Here is a 17946-nt window from a genome sequence, read left to right as displayed (position 1 = left end):
AATCCCCTCCGTCCCCTTTTTCAGCGATGGATCACACCCTCGTGGCGCCGCCCCGCGCTATCGTGCGCGCAGACGGCCTTGCGGATCGGGGGTATGCATGCCGGTAGTGCTGGCGCTGCTGTATGTGCTGTGCCATGGCCTGGTGCTGGCCCTGTGGCCTGGCCCCGCCGGGGTAGGCTCCTTCGTTTTCCTGACCGGCGCGCCGCTGCTGGCTGCGGTCGCCTGCCTGTGGCGGGCCCGCCGCGACCGGGCGGCGCTGGGGTGGCGGGCCACCGCGTTGGCGCTGCTGCTGTGGGCCGGCGGCATGGCGTTCAACATGATCGACGCGCTGGGCGCCGGCCGCGCCGATTTCACTCCGCGGGCAAGCCTGTTCCTGTACGTGCTGTACGGTGTGCCGCTGGTGTTCATCCTGGCCCGGGCGCGCCGGGAGCGGGTCAGCATCAGCCTGATCGATGCGGCGATGGCGGCGCTGCTTGGCGTGCTGTTCTTCGTGCATGCGCAGTCGTTCGCCGCTCGCGTGGACATCGACGACCACGCATTGTCCAACATGCAACGCATGTTCGATATCCAGAACTTGTGTATTGCCGGATTCGCCGTGGTGCGCTGGCTGGCCGGCGACGTGCCCGAACGGCGCAGGTTCTTCCGCGCACTGGCGCTGTACGCGATGGCCTATCTGCTGGTGGCCTACTACATCAACCATTACACATCCGACGATGCATTCGGCGCGTTCAACGATCTGGTGATCGACATACCTTTCCTGCTGATCGCCTGCCTGACGCTGGACACGGCGCCGGACGCAGGCACAACGCCGCACCCGCGGCTGGCGCGGACGGTGCAGGCCGCCGGTCCGATCATCCTGCCCTTGCTGCTGCTGGTGGTCGGCACGCTGGTGGTTGATCATGCGCGGCCGTTGGCGGTGGCGGGCTTCGTCGTAGCTACCTTGGGTTTCGGCCTGCGCAGCGTCCTGCTCCAGGCGGATCTGCTGGAGCGCCAAGCGGCGCTGGATCAATTGGCACGGCAGGACGGTCTGACCGGCGTGGCCAACCGCCGTGAATTCGATGCGCGGCTGATGGCCGAGTGGAATCGTGCGCGACGCAGCGGCACTGAACTGGGTCTGCTGCTGGTGGATATCGACCACTTCAAGGCCTTCAACGACCAGCACGGCCATCCGGCCGGTGATCGTTGCCTGCGGGCGGTGGCCGGGGTGCTGAAGGTCATTGCTGGCCGCGGCGGTGACAGCGTTGCGCGTTATGGCGGTGAAGAATTCGCTGTCATCGTGCCTGGAAGCCCGCTGTCGGGCGTGCTGGCGCTGGCCGAGCGCCTGCGTGAGGCAGTGGAAGCGCTGCCGTTGCCGGAAGGATCAGTCAGTATCAGCATCGGCGTGGGCTACCTGCACCCGCCGGCTCTGGCCAGCGCCGATCAGTTGCTGGCGGATGCCGATGCAGGCCTGTATGCCGCCAAGCGGGCCGGTCGCAACCAGGTGATCCTGCATGCGCACGTGCTCGACGACGAAGGCAGCGCGCACGGCAGGATGGATTGCTGAGCGCGCCGGGTGCCTGGTCCCGGTGCGCGATTGCGCACGGATGGCTCGGCCGGGTCATCGCTGCCGCAACCAGCCGGTGGGATCGAGCAGCCTCAGCCCGACCGGTGACAACGAGCGCTGCCGCAACGGCAGGTTTGCTGCCTGCACGGCCATCGCACAGCGCGCCAACTGCTGGCGCAACGGTGCCAGGGTGTCGTCTTCGCGGGGCCGCGCATGCCGCCATTGCGCGATGCGTAGCAGACACACCAGCAGGTCCAGTTCGCTGGCGGCAATGAACGGCGAGCCGGCCGGCAGCAGATCGATGGGGGCGGCGGGCGTGGCGAGCAGTGGCAACAGGCCGATGAAGGCGTCGCAGCCTTCCGGGTCGAGCCCGAGCGCGCTCAGCTCGGCGAGGCCGTCGGGCTGCAGATCGGGATCGTGCAGCTGGCGGAGCGCGCCCAGCAGCGCCTGCTCGCCGCGGCCGAACTGGCGGCCGAAGGCGCGATAGCTGACGCGGGTGGGAAACAACGGGGAACGTGAGGCCATGGGGGCTAGGGTTGCGGATCGCGGGTTTCCACCAGCACGGGACAGGGCGCGTGGTCGATGGTCCATTGCCCGATCGAGGGTTCGAACAGGCGTTCCAGCCGGGACAGATGGCGGTGGCCGATGACGATCAGGTCGCACTTCAGGCGCCGGGCCTGCTCGCTGATCACTTCGCCCGGGTCGCCGGAGGGAATCTGCGCGATGGCGTCGACGCCGCGCTCGCGCAGCTCGGCCAGGGCTTCGGCCAGCACCGCTTCGGCCCGCGAGCGCTGGCGGGCGGCTTCCGGGTACTCGATGCGGTCGACTTCGCTGGCATCGGCCGCCAGCGCGAATTCGGGGTCGAGCACGCACAACAGATGCAGGCGGCTGCGCGGGCCGGCGATGGCGGCAGCCAGGTCCAGCACGCGTGCGTGCTGGGGGCCGCCGTCCAAGGCGACCAGCAGGGTAGTGAACATGGATGTCTCCTTGGCAGGCCGGGGATGGTCGCCGATGTCACCGCGCGCACCCATGCCGTGCGCGGCAGTCAATGAATGCGTATAACGCAATCCACGATGGTTACACGTGTCGTAGAGTCATCTGATTTACTGGAGACTGTCATGCCCTTTCCGGACCTGAACCTGTTGCTGGCACTGGACGTGCTGATCGACGAATGCAGCGTGGCCACCGCCGCGCGGCGGATGAACCTGAGCGCGCCGGCGATGAGCCGCACCCTGGGCCGGATCCGCGTGGCGCTGGGCGACCCGGTCTTGGTGCGCGCCGGTCGCGGGTTGGCACCGACGCCGCGGGCCCTGCAGCTGCGCGAGCAGGTCCGCGATGTGATCGAGCAGGCCCACCGCGTCTTCAACGCCGGTCGCGAAGTGGACATGCGCGTGCTCGAGCGAACCTTCAACGTGCGTGCCAACGACGTCTTCATCGGTGGCTTCGGCGGTCGCCTGCGCGAGATATTCCGCCAGCAGGCACCGCGCGCGATGCTGCGCTTCGTGCCCGAAGGCGATACCGATGACGATGCGATGGCGCAGGGCCGGATCGATCTGTACATCAGCACCGCCGGCAAGCACGCACCCGACACCAAGGTGCAGAACCTGTTCAGTACCTCGTTCATGGGGGCTGCGCGCGAGGACCATCCGTTGTTCGATGGCGAGATCAGTGCCGAGCGCTTTGCCGCCTGCGACCACATCGCGGTGTCGCGCCGCGGCCTGCCACGCGGCCCGATCGATGACGACCTGGCCACGCTCGGCCTGCAGCGCCGCGTGGCACTGATCAGCCCGACCTTCCACGGTGCGATTTTCGCCGCCGCCGAGTCCGACCTGATCCTGCCGCAGATGCCGAGCGTGATGCTGGAGCGCATCGTCAGCATGCGCCTGCCCCTGCGCCTGTTCCCGCTGCCGATTCCGGTGCGCACGGCGGCCATCGTGCAGGCCTGGCACCCACGCCTGGACAACGACGCCGCCCACCAATGGCTGCGGCGCTCGATCAAGACCATGTGCGAGAGCGTCGAGGACATCCGCCGCTGATGTTCCGGGCGTGCGCCCGACGCACGCCTGCGATGCCGGTGACGCCATTTTTTGCACGGTACCGGCTCCCTAGACTGCGCTCCCCTGAGTTTCACTGAGCGCATTCCAATGACCCCCAACATGCCGTGTACTGCACGGATAGGTGCCCGGCGATGAGTACGCCGGCCGCCGCTGTCCCGGCCGCCGCAGCGCCCCGTCCTGCCGCCGCCCCCGGGCTCGATCGCCGCATTCTGGTCGGCCTGTGTGGCGTGCTGCTGGCGGTGCTGGTGTCGGGCTTCAACGAGAACATCACCAAGGTCGCCCTGGCCGACATCCGTGGCGCGATGGGTTTCAGCGTCGACGACGGCAGCTGGATCGTCGCCCTCTACAGCGCGATGTCGGTCAGCGCGATGGCGTTCGCACCGTGGTGCGCCGCCACCTTCTCGTTGCGTCGCTTCGCATTGGCGATGATCGGTGGGTTCATGGTGCTGGGCGTGCTGTGCCCGCTTGCCCCGAACCTGCAGGTGTTCCTGCTGCTGCGCGCGCTGCAGGGCCTGTGCGGTGGCGCGCTGCCGCCGCTGCTGATGAGCGTGGCGCTGCGCTTCCTGCCCCCGGGCATCAAGCTGTACGGCCTGGCCGGGTACGCGCTGACGGCGACGTTCGGCCCGAGCATGGGCACGCCGCTGGCCGCATTCTGGGTCGAGCAGGTGGGCTGGCACTGGGCGTTCTGGCAGATCGTGCCGTACTGCCTGGCCGCCATGGCGATGGTCGGCTGGGGCCTGCCTCAGGACCCGCTGCGGCTGGAGCGTTTCGCCCAGTTCGATGGCGTCGGCCTGCTGCTGGGCCTGCCGGCGCTGGTGCTGCTGGTGCTGGGCCTGGTGCAGGGCCCGCGCCTGAACTGGTTCGACTCGCCGATGATCACGCTGATGATCGGTGGCGGTGCCGGCCTGATGGTGCTGTTCATGATCAATGAATGGTTCCATCCGCTGCCGTTCTTCAAGCTGCAGCTGCTGGCCAACCGCAATCTCAGCTACTCGCTGGTGACGCTGGGCGGCGTGCTGTTCGTGCTGCTGGCGGTGATCTCGATCCCGTCCGGGTTCCTGGCCAGCGTGCAGGGTTACCGGCCGCTGCAGACCGCACCGATGCTGCTGTGGGTGGCGCTGCCCCAGGTGATCGCGCTGCCGCTGGTGGCGGCATTGCTGAACATCCGCGCGGTGGACTGCCGCTGGGTGCAGGCCACCGGCCTGGCGATGCTGGCGCTGGCCTGCTGGCTGGGCTCGCACCTGGACGTGGCTTGGATCCGTGACAACTTCCTGTGGGTGCAGCTGCTGCAGGTGTTCGCCCAGCCCATGGCGGTGCTGCCGCTGCTGATGCTGGCCACCGGCGGCCTGGCGCCGCAGGACGGCCCGGTCGCCTCGGCCTGGTTCAACACGGTCAAAGGCTTCGCTGCCGTGCTCGCCGGCGGCGTACTGGATGCCGTCGCCCAGGGCCGCCGTCATTTCCATTCCACCGTGCTGGTCGACCGCCTTGGCGGGCAACCGTGGCTGGCCGATGGCCCGCAGCTGGGCGCGCGCCTGCATGCGCAGGTACAGGCGCTGACTTCGGCCGACCTGTACTGGGTGGTCGCACTGGTGGCGCTGGCCTTCATTCCCCTCATTGCCTGGATGCCCACCCGCATCCATCCGCCACGTGCCGTGGCCTGAACCTTTCGCAGGAACCCCTTCATGACGATCAATCGAACCACTCTCAACACCGGCCTGGGCCTGGGCGTGCTGGCCCTGGCCATCGGCGCCTGGCTGCTGCTGCGCGATGGCGGCCATCAGACCACCAACAATGCGTACGTGGCGGCTGACTACACGTTGGTGGCGCCGAAGATTCCCGGCTTCGTCAGGGCCGTGGAAGTAGAAGACAACCAGTCGGTGAAGGCCGGCGACGTGCTCGCCCGCATCGACGACCGCGACTACCAGGTCGCCCTGCAGGCGGCGCGTGCCGACCTCGCCAATGCCCGAGCACAGCTGGCCAACGCGCAGGCCGCATTGGCCCAGCAGGGCTCGCTGATCGAGCAGGCCAGGGCCAGCGTCGATGTCAGCCGTTCCGAACTGACCCTGGCCAGTGCCGACCAGCAGCGTTACCGCGAACTGGCCCGTGACGGCGCCGGTACCGTGCAGAACGCACAGCAGGCGCAATCAAAGCAGGCCGTAGCCAGTGCCCATCTGCAGCAGGGCCAGGCCGCGCTGTCGACCGCGCGCCAGCGTACCGACATCCTCAGCGCCAGCGTGCAGGCCGCGCAGGCGGCGGTGCAACGTGCAGAAGCGGCGCAGGCACGCGCCGAACTGGATCTGTCGCACACCGTGCTGCGTGCACCGATCGATGGCATCGTCGGTCGTCGCGCCGTGCGCGTGGGTGCCTATCTGACGCCGGGTACGCCGGTGGCTGCGGTGGTGCCGCTGAAGCGCGCCTTCGTGGTCGCCAACTTCCAGGAAACGCAGATGACCCGCATGCAGGCCGGCCAGCAGGTCGAACTGAAGGTGGACGTGTTCCCGGGCAAGCCGCTGCGCGGACACATCGACAGCATCGCACCGGCCACCGGCGTCACCTTCGCTGCGGTCGCACCGGAGAACGCCACCGGCAACTTCACCAAGGTGGTGCAGCGCATTCCGGTGAAGATCGTGCTGGAGCCGGGCCAGCCGCTGCTGGACCAGCTGCGTGCCGGCATGTCGGTGGAAGCCAGCGTTGACCTGGGCAGGCGCGCGCACGCGCAGAGCGTGCAGCACAGTCCGGGCCACAAGAGCGGGGAGGGTGCATGAGCGCAGTCACCGTGTTCCGCACCTTCGTTGCGGCCAGCCTCTGCACGGCCCTGGCTGCCTGCATGATGGGTCCGGACTTCGTACGCCCGCAGGCGGAACTGCCCAGCCACTGGCAGGGTGAGGCCGTCGCCGGCAACGCCATCGACCAGGACGCGGCCTGGTGGGCCGGTTTCGACGATCCGCTGCTGGGGCAGCTGGCCAACCAGGTGCTGGCGGCCAACCTGGACCTGCAGCTGGCGGTCAACCGCGTGCAGCAGAGCCGCGCCGCGCGCGGCATCACCGCCGCCGATCGCCTGCCCAGCGTCAGCGCGAGCGCCAGTGGTGTGCGTGCACGCAACAGCGAGGTGGGCCTGAATGATCCGTCCGGCAACGGCGGCCGTAATGACTACGGGCTGTTCCAGGCCGGTATCGGCCTGAGCTGGGAACTGGACCTGTGGGGCCGCGTGCATCGCCAGATGGAAGCGGCCGACGCGCGCGTGCAGATGGCCGAGGAGGATGCACACGCAATGCGCATCGCGCTGCTGGCGGAAACCGCGCGTGATTACCTGCAGCTGCGTGCGACGCGGCAGCTGCTGGCGATCACCGAGGACAACCTCAGCATCGCCCACGACATCAAGCGCCTGACCGAAGCACGCCAACGCCAGGGTGTGGCCAGCACGCTGCAGGTGTCCAGCGCGGCCGCGCAGGTGGCATCGCTGCAGGCACGCATCGCGCCGTTGCGGCATCGCGAATCGCAGCTGCGCAATGCGCTGGCGTTCCTGCTGGCGCAGCCGCCGCAGGCGCTGGACGCGCAGCTGCAGGATGCACGCCGTGACTGGCCGGCGTTGCCGGCCGTAGCGGTGGGGCTGCCGAGTGAACTGGCTGAGCGTCGCCCGGACATCCGTCGTGCCGAGGCGGCACTGCATGCGGCAACGGCGGGCATCGGCGTGGCCAAGGCCAGTTTCCTGCCGCGCATCACTTTGAATGGCGACGCGGGCTTCCAGGCCAAGCAGCTGGATGATCTGGATGGCTGGAACGCGCATCGTTTCAGCATCGGGCCGTCGATCAGCCTGCCGATCTTCCAGGGCGGACGGCTGAAGGCCAATCTCGCGCTGAGCAGGCTGCAGCAGCAACAGTCCGCCCTGCAGTTCCACCGTACCGTGCTGCAGGCCTGGCATGAAGTGGACGACGCCATGGATGGCTACAGTGCCGAGCAGCAGCGCACGCTGCAGCTGCACGTGGCAGTGAATGAAAGCGAGACCGCACTGGGCGCTGCGCGCCGGCAGTACCAGGCCGGCGTGGTCGATATGCTGGACGTGCTGACCACCCAGCGCATCGCGCTGGACAACCAGGCCGCGCTGGCCAACAGCCAGGCCACGGCCGCGATCGCACGGGTGGAGCTTTACCGCGCGCTGGGCGGCGGCTGGTAGTGCCGGCCGCTGGCCGGCACTCTCATGGATTGTGCGGTTGCCGGCCGGCGGCCGGCACTACCCGGAAATGGGTAGCTGCCAACCTTGGTTGGCAACATTCTTCCAGAAGCGCCAACCAAGGTTGGCAACTACCAGATCCAAGCCTCAACGCACGTCGCGCAGTTCCCAGTGGCTGCCGGCCAGCAGGCGCAGGCGCTGCTTGAACACGTCACTGTCGATGCGGGTGGTGGCGACCAGGTTGATGCGCAGGTCCTTCTGCTCGCCGGTCACGGTGGCATCCGGGTCGGTCACGCCCCACTGCGGTTCCACCGCATCCGGGTCGGGCTGCTTGGCCTTCCAGCGCTCGAACAGCGTGCCGCTGCGCAGGGCGTCCTGCAGCTCTTCGGCGAAGCCGGCGGCGCCCTGCGAATGGAAGGACAGGTCAGGATCGTTGCCGCGGGCCTTGGACGGGTCGGGCAGGCTGATGTGGTACTGCGCAGGCATGGAGTTCTCCTTGAAGTGCGGCAAGACTGGCACAACCGCGGTGGAATCGATGTGCAGAATCCGGCCGTGGCCGGCGCTCATTCGAACCGATGTGGCCCATCGGCGAAGCCCACGGTGACCGCGCCCTTGCCGACGTTGACCATGCCGGTCAGGCTCATCACCGATTCGTACACGGTCACGCCGTGGCCGGCGCAGACCTCCTTCATCTGTGCATAGCCGGGCAGGGTGCGCAGCTCGTCCAGTTCGCCGCCGTAGCTGACGCACACCGTCGGTGTCATCAGCCCGGCACGCACACGTTGGCCGACCACCGCGAACAGCTTCTGCACGGCGTTGTCGAAGCCCTTGATCTTGGCCACCGGCCCGGTCTCGCCACGGTAGCCATGCAGCACCGGCTTGATGTCCAGTGCGCTTCCCAGCGCTGCACTGAGCAGGCCGACACTGCGGTCACCCTTGTGCCGCGCACGTGCGCGCATGTAGTACAGGTCGCGGGTAACCATGTAACCATGCACGTTGCCCGCCAGTTCCTCCAATCGTTCGCGGATCTGCTGCACGCTGGCGTTGCTGTCGCGCAGGCGCACCGCTTCCACCGCCGTTACCGCCTGGGCAGCGAACAGGTTCTGGGTGTCGAGCACGCGCAGCGCGAACGGCGAGTTGTAGCCCGCTGCCTGACGCACCGGTTTGTAGTCGTTGAGGATGGCGAAGCTGGCCTGCAGCGCGTTGTCGTGGATCGGGCTGCGGGTCTTGGTGATGGTCATGCAGAACACGTGGTCGTAATCGATCACCAGCTGCTGCAGGAACAGGTCGCGGATCTGGTTGACGCTGAAGGGGATGGTCTCCGCCTCGGCGCCATGTTCGGCCACATGCGCGTGCAGGAAACTCAGGGTGGCCTGCTCATCGCGATGATCGGCCAGCACGGCTTCGCCGATCCGTACGGTGATCGGCAGCAGCACGATGTTGTGCTCGGCAATGAAGGCCTGCGGCAGGTCGCAGGCCGAGTCGACGACGATTCCGATGCGCATCCGCGGCTCCCCCTCCAGGGCGGTAGTAGGTTCGGAAACGTGAAATCTATCTCAAAATCTGCCGTGGCGCGCGAGGGAAACGCGCCACGCCCCGCTCAGCGGCTGCGCTGGACTGCCACCGGCAGGCTGGCCAGACGCTGCCATTCGGGTTGCTGCAGCAGGCCCGGATCGGCCAGTACCGCGGCCATCAGCGGATGCGCATCGTTGCCCCAGAACAGTTCCCCGTCGATCGCCAGGGTCGGCACACCGAACACCCCGGTGCCAATTGCGGCCTCGGTGTTGCGCCGCAGCTGCTCCTTCACCGCCGGGTCGGCGATGGCACTGGCGACATCCTCGATACCCAGCCGCGCGGCCGGTTCGCGCAGGGCCTCAGGGCTGTCGCCCGCGTGACCTTCGCGCCAGATCCAGTCGAACAGCACGTCCACCGCTTGCGTGCCGGCGCCAGCGGCCAGGCACAGGCGCAGGGCGGACAGCGGGTTGAATGGGTGGCCCGGCGGGAAGTGCAAGGGCGTGCCCTCGGCCTGTGCGTTCCATAGCAGCTGGCGGTAGATGAAACGACGCTTGGCCGGAATCTCGGCCGGGCCCAGGTTGCCCAGGTGATGCAGTACCGCACCGAAGGCGATCGGCACGGTCTGGATCTGCCCGAACTGTGGCAACTGCTTCAGCTTCTGCCAGTGCAGGTAGGAATAGGGAGAGACGAAGTCGAAGTACCAGCGCAATGTCGCCATCGGTGTGTCCTCGTGTGCGGTCAGGGCTGCGCGTTGCGCTGCAGGTAGCGGTCGCGCAGTTCGGTCTGGCGCGAGCGCATCGGCATCGCACGGCCGCCCAGCCAGACCTGTTCGGCGTAGTGCGCCACATCCAGCGGGTCGCCCTCCCACAGCACCAGGTCGGCACGCTTGCCCGGCTCGATGCTGCCGATCTGGTCGGCCACGCCGAAGGCCTGCGCCGGGACCCGGGTCAGCCCGGCCAGGCCGTCGGCCCACGGCAAACCGTTGGCCACCGCGTTGCCGGCCAGCTGGCGCATCTTGCGCGCGTTGTGGGTGGCGTCGCCGCGCTGCACGAAGGAAACCGCCACGCCGGCACGCTGCAGGCGCGCGGCGTTTTCCAGGGTGGCACCGAGCTGGTCGAAGCTGGCCGGCAGGTTGGCCAGCACGTCGACGAACACCGGCACGTGCGCAGCGGCCAACTCCGGCGCCACCTGCCACGCTTCGCTGGCACCAGCGATGGCGATCTTCACCTTTTCGCGGGTGGCCCAGCGCAGCAGTTGGCGGATGTCGGCGGCGCGATCCACCTCCACCACGATGCGGCCCTGGCCGGCCAGGTAGCGGCTGAGTGCGCGACGCCCGGCCGGCGTCAGCAGTGCGTGCGGCGAGTCCGCAGCCACCTGTCCGCGTGCTTCGTCGATCATCTGCTGCAACAGCATCCATTGCGCGGCGCGTGAATGCCCGGTCAGTTCGGAGGCTGCCGCGCCGATGCGCAGGAACAGGGCACGCGGGCCGATCGGGTCGATGCTGCCATCGAGTCGCATCACACCGCCCTGGCCGGCGACGAAGCCACCGCCCGGGGTCGCGCCGAGTGCGGTGAAGCCGATGCCTTCCAGGCGCGTCACCGGAATCAGTACCGAGGCCGGGTTGTAGGCCAGGGTCACGTCGAACTCGGGTCGCAATGGCTGATCGCTCATTTTCAGCGAGCTGTCGACGGTACTGGTTTCAACCAGGACCTCCTCGATCCCGGTCTCGGTGATGCCACCGAACAGCGCCGGTGTCAGTGGGCGGCCATTGGCCTCCACCACGGTTGCGCCAGCCGGTGCCGACAGCCCGCTGCCCACCGCGCGGATGATGCCGCCCTGCACGAGTACATCGGCGTTCTGCAGGCTGCCGCGCGCGCTGGCGGTATGCACCGTGGCGTTGCGTACCAGCAGGTCCTGCGCCTGCGCGGATGCGCAGATGCAAGACAACGCCATGACCGTAGAACCGAGCCATGCCCGGCTGCCCTTCGCGGCAGACTGCACCAACTGCTTGAGCGCCACCATCAGCGCACCTCCTGGCCAAGCTGGAAATCGGAACGCGGCGTCGCCGCCGGTGCGCTGCGGTCGTACAACCTGCGGCCATCAATGAAGACCTGCTCGGCCAGCGCATACGAACTGAACGGGTTGCCGTTCCAGACCACCACATCGGCCATCTTGCCGGCTTCCAGGGTGCCGGTCTGCCCTTCGATGCCCAGCGCCTTGGCGGCGTTGGCGGTCATCCAGGTGATGGCGTGCTCGGGCGCGATCTCCGGCATGCGCGCGCGTCGCGCGGACGCCATCACCTTGGCCGCTTCCTGGTTCAGGCGCTGGATGCCCTCGGGTGAATCGGAATGGACGATGGCGCAGCTGTTCTTCGGCCGGTCGACCAGCGCAATGTTCTCCGGAATGCCATCGAAGGCTTCCATTTTGAAACCCCACCAGTCGGCCCAGAGTGCGCCGCAGACGCCGTCGGCAGCCAGCCGGTCGGCCAGCTTGTAGGCCTCCACGCCGTGGTGGAAGGCGGCCACCTTGAAGCCGAATTCCTTGGCGAGGTCGAGCATGGTGGCCATCTCGTCGGCGCGGTAGCAGTGGATGTGCACGCGGATGTCGCCTTCGATGGCGCCGGCCAGCGTATCCAGTTTGAGATCGCGCTTGCCGCCGGCATCACCGGCGCTGTCGCCCTTGTCGCTGCCGAACCAGCCCTTGCGCTTGGCCGGCTTCGGCTTGCTCTTGGCGATGTAGTCGGCGGCATCGATGAAGGCGGCACGATAGCCGGCCACGTTGCCCATGCGCGTGGCCGGGGTCACGCCCTTGCCTTCGCCATAGACCCGCTTGGGGTTCTCGCCGCAGGCCATTTTCAGGCCCCAGGGTGCACCGGGGAACTTCATCGCCTGGTAGGTGACGGCCGGGACGTTCTTCAGGGTCACGCCGCGGCCACCCACCAGGTTGGCCGAGCCGGGCAGCACCTGCATGCTGGTCACGCCGCCGGCCAGTGCGGTGGCGAAGCCGGGGTCCTGCGGCCACACCGAGTGTTCGGCCCAGACGTTGGCGGTGACCGGCGCGGTCATCTCGTTGCCGTCGCTGTGCGCGCCGACGCCGGGGCTGGGGTATACGCCCAGGTGCGAGTGCACGTCGATCAGCCCGGGGGTGACCCACTTGCCCTGTGCATCGATGCGGGTGACGCCGTCGTCGGCCTGCAGCTGGCGACCGACGGCGACGATACGACCCTCGCGCAGCAGCACATCGGCATTGTCCAGGCGCTGGCCGGTGCCGGTCAGCACAGTGGCGTTCTGGATCAGTACCGGCGCATCGGGATGCGCCTGGTAGGTGCTGGGGTAGGGATCGGCGACGAAGCGCGAGGCGCCCACCGCCGGAGCCGTGCTCAATGAGAGCAGTGCCAGGGCTACCCCGGCGCGCAACAACGTCGATGCCATGCAGTTCCCCTTGCAGTCCGGTCCAATCTTCGACGCTAGCCCGGAGGCGGCGGGCTTGCCAAGTGACCTTCTTCACAGGCCTGCCGACGGTGGCTCGACGGCACCGGCCGCGTGCCCGAAAATACCCGGCCCCCCGCCGTACCGGACTGGCCATGAAGAGCAAGCAGGAAATCGTCGACAACTGGCTGCCGCGCTACACCGGCGTGCCCCTGGACCAGTTCGGCCAGCACATCCTGCTGACCAACTTCGGCGGCTACCTGCATACCTTTTCCGAGCTGACCGGGGCGCCCATCATCGGCCTGGACCGGCCGATGGCCAGCGCCACCATCGATGGCATCACCATGATCAACTTCGGCATGGGCAGCCCCAATGCCGCGATCATCATGGACCTGCTGTCGGCAGTGATGCCCAAGGCAGTGCTGTTCCTGGGCAAGTGCGGTGGCCTCAAGCGCAAGAACCAGCTGGGCGACCTGGTGCTGCCGATCGCTGCGATCCGGGGCGAGGGCACCTCGGGTGACTACCTGCCGCCGGAAGTGCCGGCGCTGCCGGCGTTCGCACTGCAGCGTGCGGTCTCGACCATGATCCGCGATCTCGGCCACGACTACTGGACCGGCACCGTCTACACCACCAACCGCCGTGTCTGGGAACACGACGAGGCCTTCAAGGAACGGCTGCGGGCGATGCGCTGCATGGCCATCGACATGGAAACGGCCACCGTGTTCGCCGCCGGCTTCGCCAACCACATCCCCAGCGGCGCGCTGCTGCTGGTCTCGGACCAGCCGATGATCCCCGACGGGGTCAAGACCGAGGCCTCCGACGCCAAGGTCAGCTCCCAGTTCGTGGAAAACCATATCCAGATCGGTATCGAGGCGCTTAAGCTTATCCGGCGCAACGGCAAGTCGGTCCGCCACCTGCGCTTCGACGAATGATGATGATGGCCTGGCGCGGCGCGCCGGCCCTGGGGAGTAGGTGATGGACGTTGCCGCGCAAGTGGTGGATTTCTGGAAGGAAGCGGGCCCTGCGAAGTGGTTCACCCGCGACGATGCCTTCGACGCGCAGTTCCGCGGATTGTTCCTGGATGAACATTACGCTGCGGCGTCGCGTGCGCGCGAGCATTGGCTGGGCAGTGCCGAAGGCGCGCTGGCGTTGATGCTGCTGCTGGACCAGTTCCCGCGCAACTGCTTCCGCGGTACCGCCCACTCCTATGCCACCGATGGCCTGGCGCGGCATTACGCCATGCGCGCGATCGAGGAAGGGCTGGACCTGCAGCTGGTACCGAAGCTGCGTGCCTTCATCTACCTGCCGTTCGAGCACTCCGAGGATCCGCTGGACCAGGACCGTTCGGTGGCGATGTTCGATGTGCTGGGTGACAAGGAATACCTGCAGTACGCCGAACTGCACCGCGACATCATCCGTCGCTTCGGCCGTTTCCCGCATCGCAATGCCGTGCTCGGCCGCATTCCCTCGCCGGAAGAACTCGATTACCTGGCCGAAGGCGGGTTCGCCGGCTAAGAAAAAGGGGACGGAGGGGATTAAGTCGTTTGTGCCATAAACGACTTAATCCCCTCCGTCCCCTTTTTCAGTGCCGATCAGTACTTCGGCACGCCGTTGTCCACGTCTTCCGACCAGGCATTGATGCCGCCGGTGACGTTGAACACCTTGGTGAAGCCCAGGGCGCGGAACTGCTCGGCGGCCTGCGCGCTGCGGCCACCGTGATGGCACATGAAGGCCAGCGCGGTGTCCTTCGGCAGGGCTTCCAGCGCGGCACGGCCGTTGCCGTCGAAGGTCTTGAACGGCACGCCCACGGCGGCGATCTCACGCTCGTCGGCCGGGCGCACGTCCACCAGGGTGATGTTGCCGGCACGCACCAGGTCGTCGGCATCACGCACGCTGATTTCCTGCACCGGCTTGGGCGCATTCGGGTTGTCGATGGCCAGGCCCTTGCCGCGGATGTCGTCCACCCAGTCGATGGTGATGCCGTTGGCGCGACGGGCGCTGGCCAGGTCGAACTGCACGCGCAGGCCGTTGGACTCGGCGGCGATGGCGCCTTCATCGTGCGGGGCCAGCTGGAAGTTCGGCTGGAAGCCGGCGTCGATGCTCAGCTGCAGGGCGGCGCCCGGGGCGTCGGCCAGCGCGCCTTTGAGCATTTCCACGGCGGCCGGGGTCACGGTGATGCTCGGCGGGGTGCGGTCCGGTGCGGCCAGACCCAGCACGCTGCTCAGCTCGCCGCTGGCCGCCATCTGCAGCACGATGTCGCTGCCGCCGACCAGTTCGCCGTCGATGTACAGCTGCGGGATGGTCGGCCAGTCGCCGTAGGCCTTGATGCCTTCACGGATTTCCTGGTCGGCCAGCACGTTGACGTGGGCGAACTCGACGCCGAGGTCCTGCAGCGCGCCCACGGCCTTGGCCGAGAAACCACACTGCGGCATCGACGGCTGGCCCTTCATGAACAGCACGACGCGGTTGGCGTTGAGGATGGATTCGATGCGCGAACGCAGGGCGGGATCGAGGGACATGGACGTCGGGGTTCCGGGAATTCGAATCATCAATTCTAACCCCCATGGCATCATGGGGGATGAGCAGCGCAGGAACATTGCATCGCATCCCGGCACGCCCCTGGCGCTGGCTGCCCTGGCTGGTGGCGTCGCAGCTGGCCGTGATCCTGGCCTGGGCGCTGGCCGGCTGGCAGTGGGGCCTGCCGCTGCTGGTGGCCAGCCATGCGCTGTTCGTGGTGCCGGTATTCCTGCCCAACAGCCGTTTCTATGCACCGGTGCTGAGCCGGGTGCCGGATGCCGGCAACAGCGTCTGGTTGACCATCGATGACGGCCCCAGCCCGGAAACCCGCGCCGTGCTCGACCTGTTGGACCGCCACAAGGCCCGTGCCACCTTCTTCCTGGTGGGGGAACGTGCGCTGGCGCAGCCGGAACTGGTGGCCGAGATCCTGCACCGCGGCCACGACCTGGGCAACCACAGCCACAGCCACCCGCAGGCGCGTTTCTGGCGGCTGGGCCCAGTCGCGATGCGCGCCGAGATCGAAGGTTGCCAGCACGCGCTGCAGGCCTTGGGGGGCCAACCGGTGCGCTGGTACCGCTCGGTGGTGGGCATGACCAACCCGTTCGTGGCACCGGTGCTGCAGCGGTTGGGTCTGGTCCGGGTGGGCTGGAGCGCGCGCGGCTACGACGGGGTCGGCTGCACCACGCAGGGCGTGCTCGACCGCCTGCTGCCGGACCTGCGTCCGGGCGCCATCGTGCTGCTGCATGAGGGGGCCGCACACGGCCACAACCTGGAGATCATCGAGCGCGTGCTGCAGGCGCTGGACGAGCGTGGATTGAAGGCGCAGCTGCCGGTCCCGTGACGGCGAGCCCTGGTGGTGTAGAACAGCCGAGCATTGGCTCGGCGCTACAAGGGTCGGCGACCATCCTGCTGCGCCCGAGCCGATGCTCGGACGGCGGCGCGCAGCACCGGAAGACGTCGCAGGGCAGCCGAGCATGGGCTCGGCTCTACAAGGGTTGGCGACCATCCTGCTGCGCCCGAGCCGATGCTCGGGCGGCGGTGCGCAGCACCGGAAGACGTCGCAGGGCAGCCGAGCATTGGCTCGGTGCTACATGGGTTGGCGACCATCCTGCTGCGCCCGAGCCGATGCTCGGACGGCGGCGCGCAGCACCGGAAGACCTCGCAGGGCAGCCGAGCATGGGCTCGGCTCTACAAGGGGTGGCGATCATCCAGTAGCGCCCGAGCCGATGCTCGGGCGGCGGTGCGCAGCACCGGAAGACGTCGCAGGGCAGCCGAGCATTGACTAGGCGCTACATGGGTTGGCGACCATCCTGCTGCGCCCGAGCCGATGCTCGGACGGCGGCGCGCAGCGCTGGCACATGCTGCGCTTGGCCCTACAACGCGGGGCGTTCGGCCACCAGCAACCAGCTGTTGAACGGCGTGCGTCCATGCAGAGGGCGCGGTGCCGTCACCTGCAATCCGGCTTCGGTCAGCGTCGCCTGCAGCACGTTCGGCTCGGGGTAGTGGCAGGGTCGCGTGTCCATCCAGCCGACCAGCCAGGCCAGCCGGTCGGCCACCCGCGTGGTGCGGTCGCGGCCATCGCCGGTGGCGAGGGGCGTACGCAGCAGCAGGCGCCCACCGCGGGCAACACGCGCACTGGCGGCGCGCAGCAGCGCCTGCTGCGCACCCGCTTCCAGGTACTGCAGCACATCCAGCAGCAATACGTGCCCGGCCCGGGCCGGCAGCGGCGCCTGCAGGTCCAGACAATCGAAGTGCACATCGTCAAGCTGGGTGGCAGCACGCCGGGCGCGTGCGATCTTGGCGGCATCCACGTCCACGCCCAGGTAGCGCCGGGTGTCGCCGCGCTGGCGCAGCACGTGGGCAAACAACCCCAGCCCGCAGCCCAGGTCCAATACCGGATGCCCGTCATCGGGAAGCTGCTGCAGCACGCCGCCGTACAGGGGATCGCTGCCGAGCTTGCTGCGGGCATAGAAGTAATCGCTGCGGTTGCCCCAGACCCGTACCGGGCGGAACGCCTCGGCAATCGAACGCGCCTGTGCGTTCGTCAGTGCAGTGCAGGGCAGCGGCATGCCAGTCCGTGGCAAGCCGCCCATCGTCTCAGTCCGCTGCGCCGAGCAGGTGCGCGGCCACCGGCAACGCCCGCTTGCTCCACAGCGCGTACATCCGCGCCGAAGGGTGCAGGCCATCCTCGGCGATCATCGTCGGGTCTTCGCCCTGCGCGCGGCTGATGTCGGTGATGTCGACGAAGGCCACACCGTGCCGGGTACTGATCACCTCGGCGGCGGCATTGAACTCGTCGGTCTCGATCTCGATCGCGGCCAGGTCGCGGCCGCTGCCGGCGCCGAACGGGGTCGCACCCCAATCGGGGAAGGACAGCACCAGCACGCGGCCAGCATCACCGCCCGCGAAGCCGATTGCCCGCTGCAGCAGGGCCTGGAACTGGTTGCGGTATTCGTCCAGCGGGCGCCCGCGGTACTGGTTGTTGACGCCGATCAGCAGGCTGACGAAGTCGTACGGGCCCTGCGGTGCAGCTACGTCGATACCGGCGTCAAGCTCGTCGGTGGTCCAGCCGGTGGTCGCAATGGTCTGCGGGTCGGACAGGTCGATGCCCTGCGCACGCAGCGCGGCGGCCAGCTGGTGCGGCCAGCGGCCTTCGACCGCAACCGCTTCACCGATGGTGTACGAATCACCCAGCGCCAGATAGGACAGCGCCAC

At 68.1% G+C, this 17946-nt stretch carries 18 protein-coding genes; 8 read left to right on the top strand and 10 right to left on the bottom strand.

What is annotated here, in order from left to right; genetic code table 11:
• Positions 1-97: 97 nt before the first annotated feature.
• Positions 98-1543, top strand: a complete 1446-nt coding sequence (locus tag HLA98_RS18425) for a GGDEF domain-containing protein (RefSeq protein WP_057500540.1) — start codon at positions 98-100, stop codon at positions 1541-1543.
• A 54-nt stretch (positions 1544-1597) separates the two neighbouring features.
• Here the strand turns inward: HLA98_RS18425 and HLA98_RS18420 are convergent, their stop codons facing one another.
• Both HLA98_RS18420 and HLA98_RS18415 read right to left on the bottom strand, forming a co-directional pair.
• Entirely contained in the window at positions 1598-2068 is a 471-nt protein-coding gene (locus HLA98_RS18420) for a hypothetical protein (RefSeq protein ID WP_057500541.1), read from the bottom strand.
• 5 nt (positions 2069-2073) lie between these two features.
• The gene (locus tag HLA98_RS18415; protein ID WP_057500542.1) at positions 2074-2520 is read right to left on the bottom strand and encodes a universal stress protein; all 447 of its coding nucleotides are present in this window, start codon (positions 2518-2520) and stop codon (positions 2074-2076) included.
• Positions 2521-2661: 141 nt separating this feature from the next.
• On the opposite strand from HLA98_RS18415, the gene HLA98_RS18410 reads away from it, so the two are divergent.
• From HLA98_RS18410 to HLA98_RS18395, 4 genes are all read left to right on the top strand, one after another.
• The gene (locus HLA98_RS18410; protein WP_057500543.1) at positions 2662-3579 is read left to right on the top strand and encodes a LysR family transcriptional regulator; all 918 of its coding nucleotides are present in this window, start codon (positions 2662-2664) and stop codon (positions 3577-3579) included.
• A 152-nt stretch (positions 3580-3731) separates the two neighbouring features.
• On the top strand, positions 3732-5261 hold the full coding sequence (locus HLA98_RS18405) for an MFS transporter (RefSeq protein WP_057500544.1): 1530 nt from the start codon (positions 3732-3734) through the stop codon (positions 5259-5261).
• A 21-nt stretch (positions 5262-5282) separates the two neighbouring features.
• Positions 5283-6365 carry an HlyD family secretion protein gene (locus HLA98_RS18400; RefSeq protein WP_057500545.1) on the top strand — a complete coding sequence of 361 codons (1083 nt, stop codon included), beginning with the start codon at positions 5283-5285 and terminating at the stop codon, positions 6363-6365.
• Positions 6362-7774, top strand: coding sequence for an efflux transporter outer membrane subunit (locus HLA98_RS18395; protein ID WP_057500546.1), 1413 nt, complete (start codon positions 6362-6364; stop codon positions 7772-7774). Before HLA98_RS18400 ends, HLA98_RS18395 begins: the two co-directional genes overlap by 4 nt.
• Positions 7775-7918: 144 nt before the next feature.
• On the opposite strand, the gene HLA98_RS18390 is transcribed toward HLA98_RS18395, so the two are convergent.
• From HLA98_RS18390 to HLA98_RS18370, 5 genes are all read right to left on the bottom strand, one after another.
• Entirely contained in the window at positions 7919-8257 is a 339-nt protein-coding gene (locus HLA98_RS18390) for a hypothetical protein (RefSeq protein WP_005414449.1), read from the bottom strand.
• 77 nt (positions 8258-8334) lie between these two features.
• Positions 8335-9276: a DegV family protein gene (locus HLA98_RS18385; protein WP_057500547.1), complete on the bottom strand. Its 942-nt coding sequence runs from the start codon at positions 9274-9276 to the stop codon at positions 8335-8337.
• 95 nt (positions 9277-9371) lie between these two features.
• Entirely contained in the window at positions 9372-10004 is a 633-nt protein-coding gene (locus HLA98_RS18380; protein WP_057500548.1) for a 2-hydroxychromene-2-carboxylate isomerase, read from the bottom strand.
• A gap of 20 nt (positions 10005-10024) precedes the next feature.
• On the bottom strand, positions 10025-11308 hold the full coding sequence (locus HLA98_RS18375; RefSeq protein ID WP_080392883.1) for an amidohydrolase family protein: 1284 nt from the start codon (positions 11306-11308) through the stop codon (positions 10025-10027).
• Positions 11308-12717 (bottom strand): amidohydrolase, encoded by a 1410-nt coding sequence (locus HLA98_RS18370; protein WP_057500549.1) that lies wholly within the window; start codon positions 12715-12717, stop codon positions 11308-11310. The genes HLA98_RS18375 and HLA98_RS18370 overlap by 1 nt, the downstream gene beginning before the upstream one ends.
• A 152-nt stretch (positions 12718-12869) precedes the next feature.
• Between HLA98_RS18370 and HLA98_RS18365 the strand changes: the two genes are divergently transcribed.
• The gene (locus HLA98_RS18365) at positions 12870-13646 is read left to right on the top strand and encodes an AMP nucleosidase (RefSeq protein WP_049415280.1); all 777 of its coding nucleotides are present in this window, start codon (positions 12870-12872) and stop codon (positions 13644-13646) included.
• Positions 13647-13689: 43 nt separating this feature from the next.
• Entirely contained in the window at positions 13690-14229 is a 540-nt protein-coding gene (locus tag HLA98_RS18360; RefSeq protein WP_049448828.1) for a DUF924 family protein, read from the top strand.
• Between the two features lie 77 nt (positions 14230-14306).
• Here HLA98_RS18360 and grxD read toward each other — a convergent pair whose 3' ends face one another.
• Positions 14307-15233: a Grx4 family monothiol glutaredoxin gene (gene grxD, locus HLA98_RS18355; RefSeq protein WP_032956577.1), complete on the bottom strand. Its 927-nt coding sequence runs from the start codon at positions 15231-15233 to the stop codon at positions 14307-14309.
• A gap of 59 nt (positions 15234-15292) precedes the next feature.
• Here grxD and HLA98_RS18350 point away from each other — a divergent pair, with 59 nt between their 5' ends.
• Entirely contained in the window at positions 15293-16072 is a 780-nt protein-coding gene (locus HLA98_RS18350) for a polysaccharide deacetylase family protein (protein WP_057500550.1), read from the top strand.
• 532 nt (positions 16073-16604) lie between these two features.
• Here HLA98_RS18350 and HLA98_RS18345 read toward each other — a convergent pair.
• A complete protein-coding gene (locus HLA98_RS18345) occupies positions 16605-17324 on the bottom strand; it encodes a class I SAM-dependent methyltransferase (RefSeq protein ID WP_080392884.1) in 720 nt (239 codons plus the stop codon).
• Between the two features lie 4 nt (positions 17325-17328).
• Positions 17329-17946 (bottom strand): SGNH/GDSL hydrolase family protein, encoded by a 618-nt coding sequence (locus HLA98_RS18340; protein ID WP_057500552.1) that lies wholly within the window; start codon positions 17944-17946, stop codon positions 17329-17331.

It is taken from the genome of Stenotrophomonas africana, from assembly GCF_013004645.1.
GTDB classification, from domain to species: Bacteria; Pseudomonadota; Gammaproteobacteria; order Xanthomonadales; family Xanthomonadaceae; genus Stenotrophomonas; species Stenotrophomonas africana.
Note: the sequence above shows the minus strand (reverse complement) of the source record. Positions and strands in the feature narration are given on the sequence as shown.

Coding starts and splice junctions, on each gene's coding strand:
- HLA98_RS18410 (WP_057500543.1), top strand. CDS start 2,662: ATGCCCTTTCCGGACCTGAACCTGTTGCTGGCACTGGACGTGCTGATC.
- HLA98_RS18350 (WP_057500550.1), top strand. CDS start 15,293: ATGAGCAGCGCAGGAACATTGCATCGCATCCCGGCACGCCCCTGGCGC.
- HLA98_RS18390 (WP_005414449.1), bottom strand. CDS start 8,257: ATGCCTGCGCAGTACCACATCAGCCTGCCCGACCCGTCCAAGGCCCGC.
- HLA98_RS18345 (WP_080392884.1), bottom strand. CDS start 17,324: ATGGGCGGCTTGCCACGGACTGGCATGCCGCTGCCCTGCACTGCACTG.
- HLA98_RS18365 (WP_049415280.1), top strand. CDS start 12,870: ATGAAGAGCAAGCAGGAAATCGTCGACAACTGGCTGCCGCGCTACACC.
- HLA98_RS18380 (WP_057500548.1), bottom strand. CDS start 10,004: ATGGCGACATTGCGCTGGTACTTCGACTTCGTCTCTCCCTATTCCTAC.
- HLA98_RS18415 (WP_057500542.1), bottom strand. CDS start 2,520: ATGTTCACTACCCTGCTGGTCGCCTTGGACGGCGGCCCCCAGCACGCA.
- HLA98_RS18370 (WP_057500549.1), bottom strand. CDS start 12,717: ATGGCATCGACGTTGTTGCGCGCCGGGGTAGCCCTGGCACTGCTCTCA.
- HLA98_RS18425 (WP_057500540.1), top strand. CDS start 98: ATGCCGGTAGTGCTGGCGCTGCTGTATGTGCTGTGCCATGGCCTGGTG.
- HLA98_RS18405 (WP_057500544.1), top strand. CDS start 3,732: ATGAGTACGCCGGCCGCCGCTGTCCCGGCCGCCGCAGCGCCCCGTCCT.
- HLA98_RS18385 (WP_057500547.1), bottom strand. CDS start 9,276: ATGCGCATCGGAATCGTCGTCGACTCGGCCTGCGACCTGCCGCAGGCC.
- HLA98_RS18375 (WP_080392883.1), bottom strand. CDS start 11,308: ATGGTGGCGCTCAAGCAGTTGGTGCAGTCTGCCGCGAAGGGCAGCCGG.
- HLA98_RS18360 (WP_049448828.1), top strand. CDS start 13,690: ATGGACGTTGCCGCGCAAGTGGTGGATTTCTGGAAGGAAGCGGGCCCT.
- HLA98_RS18400 (WP_057500545.1), top strand. CDS start 5,283: ATGACGATCAATCGAACCACTCTCAACACCGGCCTGGGCCTGGGCGTG.
- HLA98_RS18395 (WP_057500546.1), top strand. CDS start 6,362: ATGAGCGCAGTCACCGTGTTCCGCACCTTCGTTGCGGCCAGCCTCTGC.
- grxD (WP_032956577.1), bottom strand. CDS start 15,233: ATGTCCCTCGATCCCGCCCTGCGTTCGCGCATCGAATCCATCCTCAAC.
- HLA98_RS18420 (WP_057500541.1), bottom strand. CDS start 2,068: ATGGCCTCACGTTCCCCGTTGTTTCCCACCCGCGTCAGCTATCGCGCC.